The organism is Nonomuraea sp. SBT364 (genome assembly GCF_001083785.1).
Lineage (GTDB): Bacteria > Actinomycetota > Actinomycetes > Streptosporangiales > Streptosporangiaceae > Nonomuraea.
In genome coordinates this window covers 1-19,674 of record NZ_LAVL01000153.1, presented here as the reverse complement: position 1 = coordinate 19,674, position 19,674 = coordinate 1, and the positions used below count along the sequence as shown (strand labels likewise).

The 19,674-nt window shown below is 71.5% G+C and carries 21 protein-coding genes, 2 tRNA genes and 1 riboswitch; of the genes, 14 read left to right on the top strand and 9 right to left on the bottom strand.

Going from position 1 to position 19,674, the window contains the following annotated elements; translation table 11 throughout:
• Positions 1 to 125: 125 nt before the first annotated feature.
• Positions 126 to 202, bottom strand: a tRNA-Pro gene (locus ADY59_RS38560).
• A gap of 90 nt (positions 203 to 292) precedes the next feature.
• Between ADY59_RS38560 and ADY59_RS38555 the strand changes: the two genes are divergently transcribed.
• Positions 293 to 366: transfer RNA gene (locus ADY59_RS38555), tRNA-Gly, on the top strand.
• A gap of 50 nt (positions 367 to 416) precedes the next feature.
• Here the strand turns inward: ADY59_RS38555 and ADY59_RS38550 are convergent.
• Complete coding sequence (locus ADY59_RS38550) at positions 417 to 1,052, bottom strand: hypothetical protein (protein WP_049573455.1); 636 nt, start codon at positions 1,050 to 1,052, stop codon at positions 417 to 419.
• A 139-nt stretch (positions 1,053 to 1,191) separates the two neighbouring features.
• Between ADY59_RS38550 and ADY59_RS38545 the strand changes: the two genes are divergently transcribed.
• Together ADY59_RS38545 and ADY59_RS38540 are read left to right on the top strand one after the other, a co-directional pair.
• Positions 1,192 to 1,857: a uridine kinase gene (locus ADY59_RS38545; RefSeq protein ID WP_049573454.1), complete on the top strand. Its 666-nt coding sequence runs from the start codon at positions 1,192 to 1,194 to the stop codon at positions 1,855 to 1,857.
• Positions 1,854 to 3,164 (top strand): TrpB-like pyridoxal phosphate-dependent enzyme, encoded by a 1,311-nt coding sequence (locus ADY59_RS38540; protein ID WP_049573450.1) that lies wholly within the window; start codon positions 1,854 to 1,856, stop codon positions 3,162 to 3,164. The genes ADY59_RS38545 and ADY59_RS38540 overlap by 4 nt, the downstream gene beginning before the upstream one ends.
• Position 3,165: 1 nt before the next feature.
• Here the strand turns inward: ADY59_RS38540 and ADY59_RS54150 are convergent, their stop codons facing one another.
• The gene (locus tag ADY59_RS54150) at positions 3,166 to 3,243 is read right to left on the bottom strand and encodes a 50S ribosomal protein bL37 (protein ID WP_371252575.1); all 78 of its coding nucleotides are present in this window, start codon (positions 3,241 to 3,243) and stop codon (positions 3,166 to 3,168) included.
• A 136-nt stretch (positions 3,244 to 3,379) separates the two neighbouring features.
• Between ADY59_RS54150 and ADY59_RS38535 the strand changes: the two genes are divergently transcribed.
• The 4 genes from ADY59_RS38535 (at position 3,380) to ADY59_RS38520 (ending at position 7,019) form a co-directional block, all read left to right on the top strand.
• On the top strand, positions 3,380 to 4,159 hold the full coding sequence (locus tag ADY59_RS38535; RefSeq protein ID WP_049573449.1) for a DeoR/GlpR family DNA-binding transcription regulator: 780 nt from the start codon (positions 3,380 to 3,382) through the stop codon (positions 4,157 to 4,159).
• Positions 4,156 to 5,238, top strand: coding sequence for a galactose-1-phosphate uridylyltransferase (gene galT / locus ADY59_RS38530; protein WP_049573447.1), 1,083 nt, complete (start codon positions 4,156 to 4,158; stop codon positions 5,236 to 5,238). Before ADY59_RS38535 ends, galT begins: the two co-directional genes overlap by 4 nt.
• A 66-nt stretch (positions 5,239 to 5,304) precedes the next feature.
• Positions 5,305 to 5,445: riboswitch (cyclic di-AMP (ydaO/yuaA leader) on the top strand.
• A gap of 7 nt (positions 5,446 to 5,452) precedes the next feature.
• Positions 5,453 to 6,412 (top strand): hypothetical protein, encoded by a 960-nt coding sequence (locus tag ADY59_RS38525; RefSeq protein WP_049573442.1) that lies wholly within the window; start codon positions 5,453 to 5,455, stop codon positions 6,410 to 6,412.
• Between the two features lie 58 nt (positions 6,413 to 6,470).
• Positions 6,471 to 7,019: a TetR/AcrR family transcriptional regulator gene (locus tag ADY59_RS38520; RefSeq protein WP_049573440.1), complete on the top strand. Its 549-nt coding sequence runs from the start codon at positions 6,471 to 6,473 to the stop codon at positions 7,017 to 7,019.
• Positions 7,020 to 7,042: 23 nt separating this feature from the next.
• On the opposite strand, the gene ADY59_RS38515 is transcribed toward ADY59_RS38520, so the two are convergent.
• Positions 7,043 to 7,411: an MmcQ/YjbR family DNA-binding protein gene (locus ADY59_RS38515; protein ID WP_049573439.1), complete on the bottom strand. Its 369-nt coding sequence runs from the start codon at positions 7,409 to 7,411 to the stop codon at positions 7,043 to 7,045.
• On the bottom strand, positions 7,408 to 8,712 hold the full coding sequence (locus tag ADY59_RS38510; RefSeq protein ID WP_049573435.1) for a M50 family metallopeptidase: 1,305 nt from the start codon (positions 8,710 to 8,712) through the stop codon (positions 7,408 to 7,410). Before ADY59_RS38510 ends, ADY59_RS38515 begins: the two co-directional genes overlap by 4 nt.
• A 141-nt stretch (positions 8,713 to 8,853) precedes the next feature.
• On the opposite strand from ADY59_RS38510, the gene ADY59_RS38505 reads away from it, so the two are divergent.
• Positions 8,854 to 9,459, top strand: a complete 606-nt coding sequence (locus tag ADY59_RS38505) for a response regulator transcription factor (RefSeq protein WP_049573434.1) — start codon at positions 8,854 to 8,856, stop codon at positions 9,457 to 9,459.
• Positions 9,460 to 9,576: 117 nt separating this feature from the next.
• On the opposite strand, the gene ADY59_RS38500 is transcribed toward ADY59_RS38505, so the two are convergent.
• Positions 9,577 to 10,689 (bottom strand): PP2C family protein-serine/threonine phosphatase, encoded by a 1,113-nt coding sequence (locus ADY59_RS38500; RefSeq protein ID WP_049573457.1) that lies wholly within the window; start codon positions 10,687 to 10,689, stop codon positions 9,577 to 9,579.
• A gap of 118 nt (positions 10,690 to 10,807) precedes the next feature.
• On the opposite strand from ADY59_RS38500, the gene ADY59_RS38495 reads away from it, so the two are divergent.
• Together ADY59_RS38495 and ADY59_RS50655 are read left to right on the top strand one after the other, a co-directional pair.
• Complete coding sequence (locus ADY59_RS38495; RefSeq protein WP_049573431.1) at positions 10,808 to 12,037, top strand: GNAT family N-acetyltransferase; 1,230 nt, start codon at positions 10,808 to 10,810, stop codon at positions 12,035 to 12,037.
• A gap of 15 nt (positions 12,038 to 12,052) precedes the next feature.
• On the top strand, positions 12,053 to 12,199 hold the full coding sequence (locus ADY59_RS50655; protein ID WP_156325978.1) for a hypothetical protein: 147 nt from the start codon (positions 12,053 to 12,055) through the stop codon (positions 12,197 to 12,199).
• Here ADY59_RS50655 and ADY59_RS38490 read toward each other — a convergent pair.
• The gene (locus ADY59_RS38490; protein ID WP_049573428.1) at positions 12,196 to 12,663 is read right to left on the bottom strand and encodes a ribose-5-phosphate isomerase; all 468 of its coding nucleotides are present in this window, start codon (positions 12,661 to 12,663) and stop codon (positions 12,196 to 12,198) included. The two genes, ADY59_RS50655 and ADY59_RS38490, sit on opposite strands and share 4 nt — an antisense overlap.
• A gap of 102 nt (positions 12,664 to 12,765) precedes the next feature.
• Here ADY59_RS38490 and def point away from each other — a divergent pair, with 102 nt between their 5' ends.
• Positions 12,766 to 13,251 (top strand): peptide deformylase, encoded by a 486-nt coding sequence (gene def / locus ADY59_RS38485; RefSeq protein WP_049573425.1) that lies wholly within the window; start codon positions 12,766 to 12,768, stop codon positions 13,249 to 13,251.
• A gap of 9 nt (positions 13,252 to 13,260) precedes the next feature.
• Positions 13,261 to 13,986, top strand: coding sequence for an SDR family oxidoreductase (locus tag ADY59_RS38480; RefSeq protein ID WP_049573423.1), 726 nt, complete (start codon positions 13,261 to 13,263; stop codon positions 13,984 to 13,986).
• On the opposite strand, the gene ADY59_RS38475 is transcribed toward ADY59_RS38480, so the two are convergent.
• Complete coding sequence (locus ADY59_RS38475) at positions 13,983 to 15,386, bottom strand: aldehyde dehydrogenase family protein (RefSeq protein ID WP_049573421.1); 1,404 nt, start codon at positions 15,384 to 15,386, stop codon at positions 13,983 to 13,985. The two genes, ADY59_RS38480 and ADY59_RS38475, sit on opposite strands and share 4 nt — an antisense overlap.
• Positions 15,387 to 15,489: 103 nt before the next feature.
• Positions 15,490 to 16,110 (bottom strand): mycothiol-dependent nitroreductase Rv2466c family protein, encoded by a 621-nt coding sequence (locus tag ADY59_RS38470; protein ID WP_049573416.1) that lies wholly within the window; start codon positions 16,108 to 16,110, stop codon positions 15,490 to 15,492.
• Between the two features lie 89 nt (positions 16,111 to 16,199).
• Between ADY59_RS38470 and pepN the strand changes: the two genes are divergently transcribed.
• Both pepN and ADY59_RS38460 read left to right on the top strand, forming a co-directional pair.
• Positions 16,200 to 18,731 carry an aminopeptidase N gene (gene pepN / locus ADY59_RS38465; RefSeq protein ID WP_049573413.1) on the top strand — a complete coding sequence of 844 codons (2,532 nt, stop codon included), beginning with the start codon at positions 16,200 to 16,202 and terminating at the stop codon, positions 18,729 to 18,731.
• A gap of 123 nt (positions 18,732 to 18,854) precedes the next feature.
• Positions 18,855 to 19,674 (top strand): ROK family transcriptional regulator (locus ADY59_RS38460; protein ID WP_049573411.1); only part of this gene is annotated, 820 nt, incomplete at its 3' end.

The window sequence follows — 19,674 nt, the reverse complement described above, 5'->3', positions numbered from 1 at the left end:
CGGAGAACTCCTGCGCGAGCTGACCATCGACCCCGCCCGCGACTACCAACCCCAGGCAAACCCCAACACGACGAAACCCCCGAACCCGTAGGTTCGAGGGTTTCCGATGTCGTGAGACATCACACTGGTCGGGGCGACAGGATTTGAACCTGCGACTTCTTGCTCCCAAAGCAAGCGCGCTGCCAAGCTGCGCCACGCCCCGTCGGCGCCGGGTACGCACACGCTCCGGGACTCCGGTACGCTTACGCCCTGACGACCGGATGAAGTCTAGACCAGAGTTCGACCGGTTCGCGCGGACGTAGCTCAATGGTAGAGCCCTAGTCTTCCAAACTAGCTACGCGGGTTCGATTCCCGTCGTCCGCTCCAGAAGCCGACAGGCCAGGTCGGGGCCGTGAGCCTCGCTCGTGGTGAGCGGGTCAGGTGGCTCCGCACAGCCTGTTGAGCTCCGCGACGTCCGTGTTGATGTCCGCGATCACCTGGTTGGGATCTCCGCCGGTCATGCCGGTCAGGCGGAAGTTCAGTTCCCGGAATTCCGTGGCCAGCCGCGAGATCTTCGCCCCCACCGCCCCTTGTGCGTGGAGGACCGCGCCCATCAGGTCGGAGTACGCCTGCTGGGCCGCGGCCGCCTGGCTGCTGCGGGCGGCGCCGGCGTTCCGGCGGTAGGCGGTCAGCGCTGTCGCCGCCTCGTCGCAGCCGCCGGGCCGGACCGGCGGCAGCGCTTCGGAGGAAATCGGGGCCGCCCGCGTGGAGCTCGGCATCGGCGGCTCGGGCGTGCTCGTGTCGGGGGCCGGCGGTTCGGGCGGGCTGGTGTCCGGATCGGGCGACCATGAATCCAGGGCCGACTCCGGGGCCGGCTCCCGGGCTGAAGTGGGGACCAGTGCCTCGGGCTGGGGCTGGGGCTGGGGTGGTGGGGCCGGCGGCGCCAGGTACGCGATCAGCGCGACCACGGCGGCGGCCAGGGCCGCCAGGGCGCTCACCGCCGGCCAGTTCAGGCGCGGGCCCGCTCGTCCGTCCGCCGCCGCCGGCTGCCGCGCTGATCCGTTCTGCGTCATGGCCTCATCGTGGCCGAGCCGGGTGAGCCCGGTCCAGGAAGCCTCCTGCCGAACTCGAACCGGGCACGCGCGTACCTGTCCTACGCCCACCCGGACGGTGATGATCAGGGCAGGAGGATCCGCACGTAGGCTCGGGGTGATGCGTGCACGACCGATCTCGAGGCAAGCGCTGGTCGAGGAGCTGGCCGGGGCTATCGCGGCGTGGCCGGGCGACGACTGGGTGCGGGTGGTCGTCGACGGGGCCCCGGCGGCGGCACCCGGGGAGCTCGCCGACCTGCTGGCGGCGCCGCTGCGGGTGCGCGGACGGCAGGTGCTGCGGGTGTCGGCGGCCGACTTCCTGCGGCCGGCGTCGCTGCGGCTGGAGCACGGGCGGACCGATCCCGACGTGTTCTACGACGACTGGCTCGACGTGAAGGGACTGCTCCGGGAGGTGCTGGAGCCGCTGGGCCCTGGCGGCTCGGGCCGGGTCCTGCCGAAGCTGTGGGACAGCCGGATCGACCGGGCCCATCGGCTGCCGTACGAGAGGCTGGCGCCGGGCGGGGTGCTGCTGCTTGACGGGACGCTGCTGCTGGGGAGGGGGCTGCCGGTAGAGCTGAGCGTGCACCTGTGGCTGTCGGCGGCGGCACTGGAGAGGCGTACACCGGACGACGAACTGTGGCGATTGCCGGCCTATGCCCGGTACGAGCGGGAGGTGCGTCCCGCCGACACGGCGGATGTGCTCGTACGGGCCGATCATCCGGAGCGGCCGGCGATGCGGGAAGGCGACTGGAACGGCGACGCGCGGCGGCGCAGACTGGGGAGATGATCCCCAGCCACTGGTACAACATCGTCCCCGACCTGCCCGCGCCGCCTCCTCCCCCGCTGCACCCGGCCACCCGGCAGCCGGTGGGGCCGGACGATCTGGCGCCGCTGTTCCCGATGGAGCTGATCGGGCAGGAGATGAGCCGGGAGCGGTTCGTCGCCGTGCCGCAGGAGGTGCTCGACGTCTACCGGCTGTGGCGGCCGACGCCGCTGGTGCGGGCGCGCCGGCTGGAGAAGGCGCTGGGCACGCCGGCCAGGATCTACTACAAGTACGAGGGCGTCTCGCCCGCCGGGTCGCACAAGCCCAACACGGCCGTCCCGCAGGCGTACTACAACGCGCGCGAGGGAGTGCGCCGGCTCACCACCGAGACCGGCGCCGGGCAGTGGGGCAGCGCGCTGGCCTTCGCGTGCGCCCAGTTCGGGCTGGAGTGCGAGGTCTGGATGGTACGGGCCTCCTACGACCAGAAGCCCTACCGGCGCTCGCTCATGCGGGTGTACGGCGCGGCCGTGCACGCGAGCCCGTCAGCCGTGACGATGTCCGGCAGCAAGGTGCTGGCCGAGCGGCCCGATTCGCCGGGCAGCCTGGGCATCGCGATCAGTGAGGCGGTCGAGGCCGCGGCGGGGGCCGACGACGCCCGCTACGCGCTCGGGTCGGTGCTCAACCACGTGCTCATGCACCAGACGGTGATCGGCGAGGAGGCGCTCGCGCAGCTCGACGAGCTGCCCGACCTGGTCATCGGCTGCACCGGCGGCGGGTCGAACTTCGCCGGGCTGGCCTTCCCGTTCCTGCGCGGCAAGCTGGCCGGGGAGGGCGGGCCGGTGCTGCGCGCCGTCGAGCCGGCCGCCTGCCCGTCGTTCACCCGCGGCCGCTACGCCTACGACTTCGGCGACACGGCCGGGCTGACGCCGCTGCTCAAGATGCACACGCTCGGCCACGGGTTCGTGCCGGACCCGATCCACGCCGGTGGGCTGCGCTATCACGGGATGTCGCCGCTGTTGTCGCACATGTACGAGCTTGGGCTGTTCGAGGCGGTCACCCGTTCGCAGACCGAGTGCTTCGAGGCCGGGGTGACGTTCGCCAGGACCGAGGGCATCGTGCCCGCGCCGGAGCCGACGCACGCGCTGGCCGAGACCATCGCCGAGGCGCTGCGCTGCAAGGAGAGCGGCGAGGCGAAGGTCATCCTGACGGCGTTGTGCGGGCACGGGCACTTCGACCTCGCCGCCTACGACCGCTACCTGTCGGGCGAGATGACGGACTTCACGCTGCCGCAGGAACGGATCGACGAGGCGTTGAGCGAGCTGCCGGGCTGAGTCAGCGCGCCGTGGGCCGCTTGCCGTGGTTGGCCTTCTTCTTCTTGCGTGCCTTGCCCTTGCGTGCGCGTCTGGCCATGTCGCGTTCCTCCGGGTGGTCGGGTGCCTTCAATGTCTCCCGCATCCGGGCAGGGCACAAGCGTTCCCCGGCGACCTAACATTCCCCAACATATTCGTGTCATAATTTGGTGGAATCTGTTGGAAGGAGCGGGGGCGTGCTCGCACAGCAGCGACAGCAGGCGATACTCGAACGCGTCCGCAGCACCGGCGGGGTCCGGGTGGCCGACCTCGTGCGCGAGCTCGGCGTCTCCGACATGACGATCCGCCGCGACCTGGAGGTGCTCGCCGAACGCGGGCTGCTGGAAAAGGTCCACGGCGGCGCCACCGCGCTCGGCCCCGGCTCGACGGAGGAGCCCGGGTTCACCGCCAAGTCGGCCCGCCAGCAGCAGGAGAAGGAGTCCATCGCGCGCCGCGCCGCCCAGCTCGTGCGGCCGGGCACCGCGGTCGCGCTGTCGGCGGGCACCACGACCTGGGCGCTGGCCCACCACCTGATCGGGGTGCCCGAGCTGACGGTCATCACCAACTCGATCCCCGTGGCCGAGGTCTTCCACCGCAATCCGCGCGCCGACCGCACGGTCGTGCTCACCGGCGGCGTCCGCACCCCCTCCGACGCGCTCGTCGGCCCGGTGGCCGTGGCCGCGATCCGGCGCCTGCACGTGGACACCCTGTTCCTGGGGGTGCACGGGATGAGCGTGCGGGCCGGGTTCACCACGCCCAACCTGCTGGAGTCCGAGACCGACCGGGAGCTGGTCAGCGCCGCGCACCGGCTGGTGGTGCCCGCCGACCACACCAAGTGGAACACCGTCGGCATCAGCACGATCGCGGAGCTGGCCGAGGCCGACGTGGTCATCAGCGACGCCGGGCTGCCGCAGGAGGCACGTACCGAGCTGGCCGAACGCGCCGGCGAACTGATCATCGCGGAGGGCTCTCAGTGAAGCGCACCATCACCCATCTGGCCGACGGCCGGGAGCTGATCTACTTCGACCGGCGCGACGACGCCGACCGGAGTGCGATCGACCGGCGGCCGCTCGATCCCCGGCCGGTGGCCTCGGAGCTGCGCTACGACCCGCTGACCGAGGAGTGGATCGCGATCGCGGGGCACCGGCAGACCCGCACGTTCCTGCCGCCGGCCGACGAGTGCCCGCTGTGCCCGTCGTCCGACACGCGGGCGTCGGAGATCCCGGCGCACGACTACGACGTGGTGGTGTTCGAGAACCGGTTCCCGTCGTTCTCCCGCAATCTGGGCAGTTACGCGGAGGTGGGCGGCCTGAGCGAGGTACGGCCGGGCGTGGGGCGGTGCGAGGTGGTGTGCTTCACCTCCGAGCACGCCTCGTCGTTCTCCCAGCTCTCCGACGACCAGGTGGAGCTGGTCATGGAAGCCTGGGCCGACCGTACGGCCGAGCTGTCCGCGATCGAGGGCGTGGAGCAGGTCTTCTGCTTCGAGAACCGGGGCGAGGAGATCGGCATCACCCTGTTCCACCCGCACGGCCAGATCTACGCCTACCCGTACGTCACGCCCCGCACCAAGCTGCAGCTCGGCGCGGCCAGGCGTTACGCCGGGCGGCACCCGGGCCGTAACCTGTTCGCCGACGTCCTGAAGGCCGAGCGGGAGGCCGGCACCCGGGTGGTGGCCGCCAACGAGCTGTGGACGGCGTTCGTGCCCGCCGCCGCCCGGTGGCCGTTCGAGGTGCATCTCTACCCGCACCGGCAGGTGCCCGACCTGGCGGCGCTGTCGGAGGCCGAGCGGGCGGCGTTCGCACCGCTCTACACCTCGGTCCTGCGCGCCCTGGACGACCTGTTCGGGGTCGCGATGCCGTACATCTCGGCCTGGCACCAGGCGCCGGTCCGGCAGGACCGTGAGCTGGGCCATCTTCACCTGGAGCTGTTCAGCATCAGGCGCGCGCCCGGCAAGCTGAAGTATCTGGCAGGATCGGAGTCGGCCATGGGCGCGTTCGTCAACGACGTACTCCCGGAAGAGGCCGCACGCATGCTTCGATCACAGGTAGATCACTAATTGATTTCCAATTGAAGTCGCATTACTCGTGATCTACCACTAATATCCCTTCAAGCACGGCCATAACACCGTGTTGCGCCTAATCCCGGGCGAGTGCCCGGGAGCCGGGGACCCATCCGCACCTGGGGTGAATCCACTTCGGTGGTAGGGAAGCGACTCCCATGCCCGAACCCGTCAGCTAACCCGGCCGGCAGAGGGAGAGGAAACCCCGCACGTGGCGTCAGCGTCCCCCACGCGACTTGCCATCGGCGTCATCACCGCAGCCGCGATGACGCTCGCCACCTGGTCCGCGCCCGCCGCGGCCGAGCCGAAGCCGGACGAGACGCAGCTCCGCGGCGAGCTGAAGCAGCTCAACAAGAAGGTCGACCAGCTCATCGAGCGCTACAACCTCAAGCGGGTCGAGCTGGCCAAGGCGCGCGAGGCCGCCGAGGCGGCCGACAAGCGGCTCGCGGCCGCCGACCAGGCGCTGGCCGCCGCCCAGCAGAAGGTGGCCGAGCTCGCCAGGCTGCGCTATCAGAGCGGCAGCCTGGCGCTGCCGTTCTACATGCTCCCGCCCGACGGCGGCAGCGCGGCCGTGATGGAGCAGCTCACGGCCGAGCAGCAGGCCGTCGTCGACGGCGCGGCCGCGGCCCGGGCGGAGCAGAAGAAGGCCGCCGACGAGGCGGCGGCGCTGGCCCGTGACATCAGCGCCGACACGGCCGAGGCGGCCAAGCAGCGCGGCGAGGCCGAGGACGTCATCGGCGACATCAAGAAGAAGCTGGAAGACCTGATCCCGTTCAGCACCGGCCGGCGTTCCGACGGCAGCTGGGCCCCGCAGCTTCCGAGCGGCTCCGACAACATCACCTCCCGCACCCGGGCGATGAAGGCGCAGATCGAGAAGAACTTCAAGCTGCCGTTCACCGTCGGCTGCTTCCGCGCCGGCTCCAGCGGCGAGCATCCGCTGGGCCGGGCGTGCGACTTCATGATGAGCACCGGCGGCGGCATGCCGACCGCGACCGACAACGCCCTCGGCGACCGCATCGCCGAGTGGACCATCAAGAACCGCGACAAGCTGGGCGTCAAGTACGTCATCTGGAAGCAGCGGATCAACCACGGCTCCGGCTGGAGCGCCATGTCGGACCGGGGCAGCATCACCGAGAACCACTTCGACCACGTACACATCTCCATGCACTGAACGCACCACATGCAGCCCGGCGGTTGACACATTATATAGATCGGTCTACTTTTTCGGCATGGGGCAGAAGGGGACGGAGACGCGGCTGCGCCTCCTGGACGCTACGCAGGAGCTGGTCGAGTCCGGGGGCTACTTCAACGCCGGGCTCAACCAGGTGATCGCGGCCAGCGGGGCGCCCCGCGGCTCGCTCTACTTCCACTTCCCCGACGGCAAGGACCAGCTGGTCGGCGAGTCGATCCGGCGGGCCGGTCAGGCGATCGGGGCGGCCTTCGACGATCTCGGCGGGTCGGCGCCGGAGTTCGTCGAGGGGGTGCTGCGGCTCCTGGGCGACCGGCTGGAGGAGTCGGGCTGGCGCAAGGGGTGCCCGGTGGCGACGGTGGCGCTGGAGATGGCCGCCGCCAGCGACCCTCTCCAGCAGGCCTGCTCGGAGGTCTACACCTCGTGGGAGGACGCCCTGCGGGCGCGCCTCGCGGGGCGGCCGGACGCCGACGACCTCGCGGTCACCGTCCTGGCGCTGATCGAGGGGGCGCTCCTGCTGGCCAAGGCGCACCGCAGCAGGGAGCCGCTGGATCGCGTCACCGGCGCGCTCGCCACCCTGTTGCGCTGACGAGCATGGGCCCGCCCGTCCGCTCAGCCGGGCTGCGACATCCGCTCGACGAGGGACTTGGGGGCGATCTGGCGGTAGGCGTCGGCGACGATCTCGCCGATCTCCGCCCAGTCGATCCCCGTCACGTCGAGGTAGACGCCCAGCCAGCCGCGATGGCCGACGTACGGGGGCCGGAAGAACCGGGCCGGGTCCTCGGCGACCAGCTCCTGCTGGACGCCGGGCGGGGCCGCGCACCAGAAGGCCAGGCGGTCGTCGTGGTGGTGGTCGGCGTACATGACGAACGTCTTCTTGCCCCGCACGAACCAGGTGGGCTCACCGTGGCTGAGCCGTTCGGTCGTCTCCGGCAGCGCCAGGCACAGTCGCCGGAGCTCCTCCAGCGGGGTGCCGGTCATCCGGTGAGCCGAAGCGGGTTGATCAGGTCGGCGTAGACGAGCAGCCCGGCCATGATGATCATGACGAAGGCGAGCGCGTACGTGAGCGGCAGCACCTTGGCGATGTCCACGTAGGCCGGCTCGGGGCGGCGCCGGACGCGGGCGTAGGCCCGCTTGAGCCCCTCCCAGAGGCCGCCCGCGATGTGGCCGCCGTCGAGCGGCAGCAGCGGGATCAGGTTGAACATGCCGATCGCCAGGTTGAAGCCGGCCAGCAGGTTGACGAAGAAGCTGAACTTCTCGAAGCCCGTCATGTCGGAGGCGAGGATCTCGCCGCCCATCCGCCCGGCGCCGACGACGCCGACCGGGCCCTCGGGGTCGCGTTCCTCGCCGGAGAAGGCGGCATGCCAAACGCCGACCATCTTCTCCGGCAGGTTGACCAGCGACTGCGCCACCTTGCCGGTGAGCTCGGCCATGTAGCCGGCGACGGCGCCGATGCTCTGCTGCTGGACGACCGACGTGGGCGTGACGCCGAGGAAGCCGACGTTCTTCTCGATCACCTTGGGGTCGTCCGGCTTGGGCCGGTCCTGGGCGATGAGCGTGACGTCGAGCGTCATCGGCCGGCCGTCGCGCACGATGCCGAGCGCCACCTCGCCCGCCCCGTGCGAGCGGATGAGGTGCGTCGCGTCGTCCCACGTCTCGATCTTCCGGCCGTCGAACGAGACGAGCTTGTCACCGGCCTTGAGCTGGGCCTTGGAGGCCGGAGTCGGCTGGTCGGTGGGCCGGCACTCGGTGCGCTGCTCGCTGATCGGGATCACGCACGTGTGGGTGTTGGGCGAGACGATCGGCACGGGCGTGGAGACGCCGATGCCGACGAACAGCAGCGTGTAGAGGGCGAAGGCCAGCACGAAGTTCATCGCCGGGCCGCCGGACATGATGATGACCTTCTGCCACCACTTCTTCCGGTAGAACACCCGCTCCTCGTCGCCGGGGCGCACCTCCTCCTGGGCGGCCTCGCGGGCGGTCTCGATGAGGCTCTGGAACGGCCCGGTCGAGCTGCCGCGCAGCTTGGTGGGGTCGTCGCCGGGCCGGGGCGGCAGCATGCCGATCATGCGGATGTAGCCGCCGAGCGGCAGCCACTTGACGCCGTATTCGGTCTCGCCCTTGCGCCAGGACCAGGCGGTGCTGCCGAAGCCGACCATGTACTGCGTCACCCGGACGCCGAACAGCTTGGCCGGCACGAGATGGCCGATCTCGTGCAGCGCGATGGACGCCATCAGTCCGATGAAGAAGATGACGATCCCCGCGGCGAAGAGCCAATCCATGTACGCGCGCTCCAGGGCAGACGGAAGTCCCGACCTCCCCAGGGTAGTCGAACTCTCCACACCTGGATGAGGGCCGCGCATGAACCGCCGTTGACAGTGCGCAGTCAAACGATCACCCTGGGACGTGACGGAGGGAGCGACTTGATCCGGATCCTGGTCGCCGAGCATCTGGCGCTGGTGCGGCGCGGTCTGGTGGCCTCGCTGGAGGCCGAGCCGGACCTGAAGGTGGTCGCGGAGGTCGCGAGCGCCGAGGAGGTGCTGCCGAGGGCGCTGGCGTGCGCGCCCGACGCGGCGGTGGTCGACGCCGGCCTGCCCGGCGGCGGCGGGCTGCGGGCCGCCGCGTCGCTGCGGGAGAAGGCGCCCGGCTGCGCGGTGCTGATCCTGTCCGCCCAGCCGAATCCGGCCCAGGTGCGCGGTGCGCTGGCGGCGCACGCGCGCGGGTTCATGACCCTCGACGTGCGGCCGGAGCAGCTCGCCGAGGGGCTGCGGCGCATCGCGGCGGGCGGGCGGGCGATCGACGCCGAGCTGGCCGTGGCCGCGCTGCAGTCACCGGCCAACCCGCTGACCAGGCGGGAGATCGACGTGCTGCGGATCGCGGCGGGCGGCGCCCGGTCGGCGGAGATCGCCGACGAGCTCTTCCTGACGGTGGGCACCGTGCGCAACCATCTGTCGCGCATCATGTGCAAGACCGGCGCGCGCAACCGGGTCGACGCGGTGCGCATCGCGAGTGATTCGGGCTGGCTGTGAGAGCGGGCCCCGGAGGAGCCGCGCCGTTCCGCCGGGGCCCGCGACACTATGAGAATCGCAGGCGGCCGGGCGGGCGGCCAGTGACCGCGATCACCGCCTGACCCATGTGATTCGTCACTACGGACGCCAGATGAGCACCAGCGCGCAGTCGTCGTTGTGGCCTGAGGCCATGGCGTTGACCAGGGCCCTGGCGCCGTCGCGGAACCCGGAGGGCAGCAGCCGCTCGGCCTCGCCCAGCAGCCGGTCGAGCCCGGCGTCGATGTCGCGGCCCGGCTGCTCGATGAGCCCGTCGGTGTAGAGCAGCAGCGCGTCGCCCTTGCGCAGGGTGCCGCTGTCGGGCTCGCAGTGCAGGTCGGGCACCACGCCGAGGACCACGCCCTTGGCGGAGGCGACCTGCCAGTTGCCGGTGCCCGCGTCGAACTTGACGACCGGCGGGTGCCCGGCCGAGGTGATCGTGTAGTCGCCGGTGGCCAGGTCGAGCCGGACGTGCACGGCGGTCACGAACCCCTCGTCGCCGCGCTGGCGGTGCAGGTAGGCGTTGCACGCGGGCAGGAAGTCGTCGACGGAGCCGAGCAGCCCGCCGAACGTGCCCGACAGCAGCAGCGCTCTGGTGCCCGCGTCGACGCCCTTGCCGGAGACGTCGACGAGCGCGATGTCGACCCGGTCGCCGTCGCGCAGGGAGACCAGGAAGTCGCCGCCGAAGGACGAGCCGCCCGCCTGCTTGAGCACCACCTTGCCGCCCCAGTCCTTGGGCAGCGGCGGCAGCTCGCCCTGGCTCCTGAGCCGGTCGCGCAGCTCCAGCAGCATCGCGTCGCCGCGCAGCCCCTGCACGCCGAGCTTGCCGCGGGTGCGGGCCATGAGCACGGCCAGCACGGTGGTGAAGCCGATCGTCACGAGGAGCCCGGGCCCGACGCTGCCCGCACCGAGCTGCACGGCCACGTAGCCGAGCGCGACGGCCACCGCGACCAGCAGCTTGACGAGGCTGCGCAACCGCAGTTGCAGCCCGCCCACCAGGGTGACCAGGATGAGCAGCGACGGCGAGAACCATTCGGTCGAGACCTCGGCGGCCAGCAGGCCGATCACCAGCGACACCACGGTCAGTGTGAGGAGCAGGTTGCGGTCACGGGCCAGCGGGCGCCGCACCAGCCGCACGGCCTGCACCAGGAACGGCACCCGCACGAGGAGCGCGCGGAGCCGTGGCGGGATCAGCGGCGCCGGACGGGAACTCATGATGCGCCTGACTGTATCGGTCTGGACCACGTTTGGGCAGCCCACTTGACCAATGCCTTGATCATCGGGAGCGGATATCCGGTGGCTTCCGCCGGGCCTCGCCTCGTACGGTGGACGGATGACCTTTCACATCCGTCCGGTCGGCGAGGCCGAATGGCCGGCGTTCGCCGACGTGCTGGCCGAGGGGTTCGGCTGGACGCCGCATCCCCGTCAGAATGAGCGCTACAAGGCGCAGACCGAGTTCGACCGCACGCTTGCCGCGTTCGACGGCGACACCATCGCCGGCTGCACGTCGGTCCACAGCCTCCGGATGACGGTCCCCGGCGGGGTGCTGCAGGTCGCGGGGGTGACCGCCGTCAGCGTGCTGGCCTCCCACCGCCGCCGCGGCGTGCTGTCGTCGCTGATGCGCAGGCAGCTCGCCGACGTGCACGAGCGGGGCGAGGCGGTGGCCGCGCTCTACGCCTCCGAGGCGCCCATCTACGGCCGCTTCGGCTACGGCAGGGCGGCCGAGCTGATGTCGTTCAGCGTCGACAAGGGCGGCTCGGCGTTCGTCCGCGACGCCCCGCACGATCCGGCGCTGCGGCTGCGGGTGGCCAAGCCCGCCGAGGCGCGCGGCGACTTCGAGGCGCTGTTCGCCGCCGTGGCTCCCCTGCGTCCGGGGCTCTACGAGCGCAGAAAGGAGTTCTGGGACTCCGTGCTGGCCGACGAGGAGTACGACCAGCAGGGCGCGGGCTCGTTGCGCTCGGTGATCGCCGAGGACGACCGAGGGGTGCGTGGCTACGCGCTGTTCCGGATCAAGTCCGGCTGGGACTCCAACGGCCTGCCCGACGGGGAGCTGCGCCTCAACGAGCTGTTCGCCGCCGATCCGGCCGCCTACGCGCTGCTGTGGCGCAGTGTGCTCGACCGTGACCTGGTCGCGAAGGTGGTCGCCTCCAGCCGGCCGGTGGACGACCCGCTGTTCGCGCTGGTCGCCGACCCGCGACGGCTGCGCGCCCGCTGGTCCGACGAGCTGTGGGTGCGCCTGGTCGACGTGGCCGAGGCGCTGACCTCCCGCTCTTACGTGGCGCCGGTCAACGTGGTGCTCGAGGTCGTGGACGACGTGTGCCCGTGGAACGCGCGCCGGTGGCGGCTGAGCGCCGACACGGCCGGGGCCGAGTGCAAGCCGGTGGACGACGAGCCCGACCTGGTGCTGAAGGCCGCGTCGCTGGGCTCGGCCTACCTGGGCGACGGCGCGCTTTCCGAGCAGCACGCCGCGGGGCTGCTGGACGAGCGGACGCCGGGCACGGTGCGGGCGCTGGCGACGGCCATGTCGTGGAGCCCGAAGCCGTGGGCCGGGCTGACGTTCTGACGTAGGGTCGGGCGTATGGCCCTGCAGAGCTTGCAGATCACCGCGATCACCGCGATGCGGGCGCGAGACGTCTCGCGCCCGTCGAAGGAGCAGCAGGAGGCCGCCGACCGGCGGCCCCTGCGTGACGAGACGCCCAGGCGCGAGACCAGGCGCCGCTCCTAGGGCAGCGAGGGCAACTGCCCGATGGTCTCGTACGTGTCGAGCTGGGCGATGCGCCGGCTGTGGCGCTCGCTGCCGGAGAACGAGGTGGCGAGGAACACCTCGACGAAGCCGGTGGCCTCCTCGGCCGAGTGCATGCGCGCGCCCACGGCGACCACGTTGGCGTTGTTGTGCTCGCGTGACAGGCGGGCCGTCTCCTCGCTCCAGGCGAGGGCGGCGCGGATGCCGCGCACCTTGTTGGCGGCGATCTGCTCGCCGTTGCCCGACCCGCCGATGACCACGCCGAGGCTGCCCGGGTCGCCGGCCACGCCCTCCGCGGCGCGCAGGCAGAACGCCGGGTAGTCGTCCTCGGCGTCGTAGACGAAGGGACCGCAGTCGGTCACCTCGTGCCCGTGGTCCTTCAACCAGGACACGAGATGGTTCTTGAGCTCATAGCCGGCATGGTCGGCACCGATGTAGACACGCACGCGACCAGTCTTCCACAGCCCGGCTCACTGGGTCCCCGGCCCGCGCCCGCTCGCTAGAGTAAGGGCCCGCACCGTCAAGCAGTCCTTACGAGAGGAGCCGCCATGCGCGAGATCCGCGCGATCGGCGACCCGGTCCTGCGCACGCCCGCCGAGCCCGTCGAGGGCTTCGACCGCGAGCTGCGCAAGCTGATCGACGACATGTTCCGGGCCATGTACGCCGTCAACGGCGTGGGCCTGGCCGGCCCGCAGATCGGCGTGTCACGGCGGCTGTTCGTCTACGACATCAGCGGACGCAAGGGCCATCTGATCAACCCGGTGCTGACCGTGGACGACCCGGATCCGATCCTGGACGAGGAAGGCTGCCTGTCGGTGCCCGACCGCCAGACCGGCCAGCCGCTCTACGCCCCGGTGGCCAGGGCTGCCGGGGTGACGGTCGAGGGGCTGGACCGGCTGGAGCGGCCGGTGCGGATCACCGCCCGGGGCTCGCTGGCGCGCTGTTTCCAGCACGAGACCGACCATCTCGACGGCAAGCTGTACGTCGATGTGCTGCCCAAGAACGAGGCTCGCAAGATCCTGCACAAAGCGTAGGTTGTCCGTATGACTCTGCTTTCCGGCAAGGGCGCACTGGTGACCGGCGGCTCGCGCGGCATCGGCAGAGCGGTGGTGGAGCGGCTGGCCGCCGACGGCGCCACCGTGGTCTTCAGCTACCTCAAGGACACGGCCGCGGCCGAGCGGGTCGCCAAGGAGACGGGCGCGTTCGCCGTCCGCGCGGACATGGGCGACCGGGCCGACCTGGATCGGCTGTTCGCCGAGGCGGAGGCGCGGCTGCCGGGCGTGGACATCCTGGTCAACAATGCCGCGGAGACCGGCCAGGCGCTGATCGCTGACGTGACGGACGAGATCTACGAGCGGGTGTTCGCGGTCAACGCCCGCGCGACGTTCCTGGCCGTCCAGTGGGCGGGCCGGGTGATGCGCGACGGCGGGCGCATCGTCAACGTCTCGACGCTCAACACCGAGGTCGCCGCCCCCACCATGGCCGTCTACCAGGCCAGCAAGGCCGCGGTCGAGCAGTTCGCCATGGTGGCGGCCCGCGAGTTCGGGGCACGCGGCATCACCGCCAACACCGTGCTGCCCGGCTCGACCGACACCGACATGCTGCGCGCGTCCAACCCGCCGGAGGCGCTGGCGCGGTCGGCCGCGATGACCTCGCTGGGCAGGCTCGGCCGGCCCGAGGACGTGGCGGCGGTGATCGCGTTCCTGGCGGGGCCGGACAGCGGCTGGGTGACCGGCCAGACCATCCGCGCCACCGGCGGGCTCCTCTAGAGCTGCAGTGACTTGACCTCGAAGAACTCCTCCAGGCCGTGTTCGCCGAGCTCGCGGCCGATCCCGGAGCGTTTGTAGCCGCCGAAGGGGGCCATCGGGTTGAACCGGCCCCCGTTGACGGCCACCTGGCCGGTGCGCAGGCGGCGGGCCAGCGCGACCGCGCGTTCCTCGGTGCCCGCCCAGACCGCGCCGGCCAGCCCGTACGGCGTGCCGTTGGCGATCTCGACGGCCCGGTCCTCGGTGGTGTAGGGGATGATCGACAGGACGGGGCCGAAGATCTCCTCCTGCTCGATCGTCATGCCGGGCTCGACCGCGGCGAAGACGGTCGGCTCGACGTAGTAGCCGCGGGGCAGGGGGCGCTCGGTGCCGCCGGCCACCAGCCGGGCGCCTTCCTCCTGGCCGCGGTTGATGTAGCGGACGACGCGGTCACGCTGGGCGGCGGAGACGAGCGGGCCGACCCGGGTGGCCTCGTCGAACGGGTCGCCGACGGTGTACTTGGCGGTGGCCTCGACGGCCAGGCGGACGGCCTCGTCGTACTGGTCACGATGGACGATCATGCGGGTCCAGGCGGAGCAGGTCTGGCCGGCGTTGACGAAGCAGTTGGCGACGCCGGCCTTGACGGCGGCGGTGAGGTCGGCGTCGGGCAGGATGACGTTGGCGGACTTTCCGCCGAGCTCCAGCGCGACCCGCTTGACGCCGTCGGCGGCGAGCGCGGCGACGCGGCGGCCCGCCGTCGTGGATCCGGTGAAGGAGACGAGGTCCACGCCGGGGTGTGCGGCCATGGCCTCGCCGACGACCGGGCCGCGCCCGCTGACCAGGTTGAACACGCCCGGCGGCAGCCCGACCTCGTGCAGGATGTCGGCCAGCGCGTAGGCGGCCAGCGGGGCCACCTCGCTCGGCTTGAGCACGACCGTGCAGCCTGCGGCGAGCGCCGGGGCGACCTTGGCGACGATCTGGTGCAGCGGGTAGTTCCACGGGGTGATGGCGGCGACGACGCCGACCGGCTCCTTGACGACGAGCGAGTTGCCGGTGCGCGTCTCACGCGGGTGGCTCTCGGCGAGCTGGGCGTAGGAGGCGAGGACGCCGGCCGGCATCAGGGTCTGCACCTTGAGCGCGAAGCCGAACGGCGAGCCCATGTCGGTGGCGATGATCCTGGCGACCTCGTCGGCGCGTTGCTTGAGCAGCTCGGCGGCGGCGGCCAGCTGTTTGGCCCGGTCCGCGGGCGGTAGCGCCGACCAGGCGGGGAAGGCCCGCCCGGCCGCGCGCACGGCGGCGTCGACGTCTCCGGCCGCGCCCGCGGGCACCCGGTCGATGATCTCCTCGGTGGCCGGGTTGACGACCTCGACGGCCTCACCCGAGACGGAGGCGGTCCAGGCACCGCCGATGTAAAGCTGACGCATAGAGCCATCCTGGCGTGCCCGGGGTCACAATGCGAGGCGCCTACGGATCCGGGGATGAGCGCTGCCACCCCCGGAGGCAGCTTCTTCTACCGCCCCGGAGGAATCAGTCGAACCTCGGCGAGCCGTCACGGGTGCGCTTCAGCTCGAAGAAGTCCTCGAACCCGGTCACCAGCAGGACGCCGTCCCACAGCCGGCCGGCCTCCTCGCCCGTGGGGATGGTGGTGATCACCGGGCCGAAGAACGCGTTGCGGCCGACCCGGATGACGGGCGTGCCGACGTCCTGGCCGACCAGGCCGATGCCCGCGTCGTGGGAGCGCCGTACGGCCTCGTCGTAGGCGTCGGAGTCCATGGCGTCGGCGAGGGCGGGGTCGAGGCCGGCGCCGGCGAGCGCGTCCTCGACGGTGGCGCGCAGGTCGCCGAGCCGGTTGATCGCGCGCTGGTTGTGCAGGCGGAGGCCGAGCTCGGTGTAGAGCGGCCCGACGACGTGCTCGCCGTACTTGTCTGCGGCCGCGGCGACGACGCGCACCGGGCCGATGGCCCGGGCGATCTGCTCCCGATAGGACTCCGGCACGTCCTTGCCCTCGTTGAGGACGTTGAGGCTCATGATGTGCCAGCGGGCCTCGATGGGACGAACCTTCTCGACTTCGACGAGCCATCGTGACGTCGCCCAGGCGAAGGGGCAGAAAGGATCGAACCAGAGATCCACAGGAGTCTTCTCAGTCATGTGTGGTCATAACCTGGGGAGGTCGGTGTCCTATTCCGGCGTGGAAGGATACCGACAAACCCCAACGAAGTGGTGAAAAGGAGCGCAACTTGGCAGGGAACCTGACCCGGGACGAAGCGCGCGAGCGGGCCCGGCTGTTGAAGGTCGAGTCGTACGAGGTCGCACTCGACCTCACGACGGGGGACGAGCGCTTCGACAGCGTGACGACGGTCCGTTTCGGCAGCACCGGTCCCGGCGCTCCCACCTTCATCGATCTGCACGGCGCGCGCGTGCACCAGGTCACGCTGAACGGCGAGGACCTCGACCCCGCGGCCTACGACGCCGACAAGGGCCGCTTCCCGCTGCCCTCGCTCGCCGCCTCCAACGAGCTGATCGTCCGGGCCGAGTGCGCCTACATGCGCTCCGGCGAGGGCCTGCACCGCTTCGTCGACCCGGTGGACCAGAGCGTCTATCTGCACAGCCAGTTCGAGACGGCCGACGCGCACCGCATGTACGCCTGTTTCGACCAGCCCGACCTCAAGGCCACCTTCCAGCTCAGCGTGGTCGCGCCGGAGAGCTGGGAGGTCGTCTCCAACGCCGCCGCCGGCACGGTCGAGGCCACCGGCGGGCAGGCGAAACTGTGGCGCTTCCCGGCCACGCCGGTCATGTCCACCTACATCACGGCGCTCGTGGCGGGCCCCTACCACAAGGTGACCTCCGAGCACGACGGCATCCCGCTGGGCGTCTACTGCCGGGCGTCGCTGGCCGAGCACCTCGACGCCGACAACATCCTGGAGGTCACCCGGCAGGGGTTCGACTTCTTCCACAAGGTGTTCGGCGTCCGCTACCCCTTCGGCAAGTACGACCAGCTCTTCGTGCCGGAGTTCAACGCCGGGGCGATGGAGAACGCGGGCTGCGTGACCTTCCTGGAGGACTACGTCTTCCGCTCCCGCGTCACCGACGCGGTCGTGGAGCGGCGCGCCGAGACGATCCTGCACGAGATGGCGCACATGTGGTTCGGCGACCTGGTCACCATGCGCTGGTGGGACGACCTGTGGCTGAACGAGTCGTTCGCCACCTACATGTCGGTGCTGGCGCAGGCCGAGGCCACCCGGTGGGGCGGCGGCGCGTGGACCACGTTCGCCAACGTGGAGAAGTCCTGGGCCTACCGCCAGGACCAGCTGCCCTCCACCCACCCGATCGCCGCCGACATCCCCGACATGCAGGCCGTCGAGGTCAACTTCGACGGCATCACCTACGCCAAGGGCGCCTCGGTGCTCAAGCAGCTCGTCGCCTACGTCGGGCTGGACAACTTCCTGGCCGGGGTACGCGACTACTTCGACGAGCACGCCTGGGGCAACACCGAGCTGAAGGACCTGCTCGGCGCGCTGGAGCGGACCTCCGGGCGTGACCTGTCGTCGTGGTCGAAGGAGTGGCTGGAGACCTCCTGGGTCAACACGCTGCGCCCGTCGTTCGAGGTGGCCGACGGCCGCTTCACCTCCTTCGAGGTGCTGCAGGAGGCTCCGGCCGACTACCCGACGCTGCGCTCGCACCGGGTGGCGATCGGCCTGTACTCGCTGCGCGACGGCGCGCTGACCCGGACCAAGCGGGTCGAGCTGGACGTCGTCGGCGCCCGTACCGCCGTGGCCGAGCTGGTCGGCGCGGAGCAGCCCGACCTGGTGCTGGTCAACGACGACGACCTGACCTACGCCAAGGTGCGGCTGGACGAGCGGTCGCTGCGCACGCTGGTCGACGGCGGCATCTCCGCGTTCACCGAGTCGCTGCCGCGCGCGCTGTGCTGGTCGGCCGCCTGGGACATGACCCGCGACGGCGAGATGTCCACCCGCGACTACGTCAAGCTGGTCGTCTCCGGCGTCGCCACGGTCAAGGACCTCACGGTCCTGCAGACGGTGCTGCGGCAGGCCCGGCAGGCCGTGCAGCAGTACGCCCAGCCGGCGTGGCGGGCCGAGGGCCTGGCGCTGCTGGCCGACGCGCTGCGTTCGCTCGTCGGCTCCGCCGAGCCCGGTTCCGACCACCAGCTGGCCTACTTGCAGGCGTTCGCCCCGGTGGCCACCTCCGAGGCCGACCTGGGCACGCTGGCTGCCATCCTCGACGGCTCCGAGGTGCCCGAGGGGCTGACCGTCGACGCCGACCTGCGCTGGACGCTGGTGAACGCGCTCGTCGTGGGCGGCAAGCTGGGCGAGGCCGACATCGAGGCCGAGCTCAAGCGCGACCCGACGGCCAAGGGTGAGCGGTCGGCGGCGCAGTGCCGCGCCGCCGTGCCGACGGCCGAGGCCAAGGCCGCCGCCTGGGAGCAGATCATCGGGGGCAAGCTGGCCAACCACATCGCCCGTACGACGATCGGCGGCTTCCAGGACCCGCTCCACCCCGAGCTGCTGGAGCCGTACCGGGAGAAGTACTTCGCCGAGGTGGGGCGGATCTACCGCGAGTGGACGTTCGACCAGGCGTCCACGTTCGCGGTCGGCTGCTTCCCGTCGTTGGTCATCGAGGAGGCGACCGTCCAGGCGGCGCGCGACCACCTGGCCGCCGAGCAGCCGCCGCAGGCGCTGCGCCGGTTGATCCTGGAGGGCGCCGACGGCGTCAGCCGGGCGCTGCGCAACCAGGCGAGGGACGCCTCCTAGTCCCCCGCCGACGAACCCCGGAAGGCCGTGCGCCTTCCGGGGTTTTCTCTTGTCTCTTGACAGCCACGGGCGCTCGGGCTCATATTTTTCACCACTAACTTTATCCCTAAAGAAAGTGGTGGCATGGCCGGAAGCGACCGCGGCGACCTCACCAGGACCGCGATCCTCGCCCTGCTGGGGACGGTGGGGCCGCTCAGCCGCACGGAGATCGCGCGCGAGCTGGACGTCAGCCCGGCGACCGTCACCCAGCTGACCCGCGAGCTCATGGGGCACGGCATGGTCGAGGAGCTCGACCTCAAGCCGTCCAGGGGCGGGCGGCCCGCCCAGCGGCTCGGGCTCGTCGGCGGCGCCGGGCGGGCGCTCGGCGTCAAGGTGACGGCGGACCACCTCGTGCTCGTCGACGTGCGGCTGGACGGCGAGGTGCTCGGGTCGTGGGTGCGGCCGTTCGATCCCGGCGCCGCCGACGCGCCCGGCGACCTGGCCGACACGGTCTCGTCGGTGCTGTCGGCGATCACCGGCGGGCCGCCGCTGCTCGGGGTCGGGGTCGGGGTGCCCGGCGGGGTGGACGACCAGGGCGTCGGCACGGTCAACGCGCCCACGCTGGGATGGCAGGCGATGCCCGTCGGGGAGCGGCTGCGGCGGCGGCTCAACCTGCCGGTCCTGGTGGAGAACGACGTCAACGCGCTGGCGGCGGCCGAGCGGCTGTACGGCAGGGGGCGCACGCACCGGGACTTCCTGGTGCTCACCATCGGGCGCGGCGTCGGCGCGGCGATCGTGGCCGACGGGCGGGTGTACCGGGGGGCGCGCGGTGGCGCCGGCGAGTTCGGCCATCTGTGCGTCGACCCCCGGGGCCCCCTGTGCGGCTGCGGCGCCCGCGGCTGCCTTGAGGCCTTCGTCGGCTCCGCGGGCCTCCTCGCGGCCGCCCGCGCCAAATCCCCGGCAA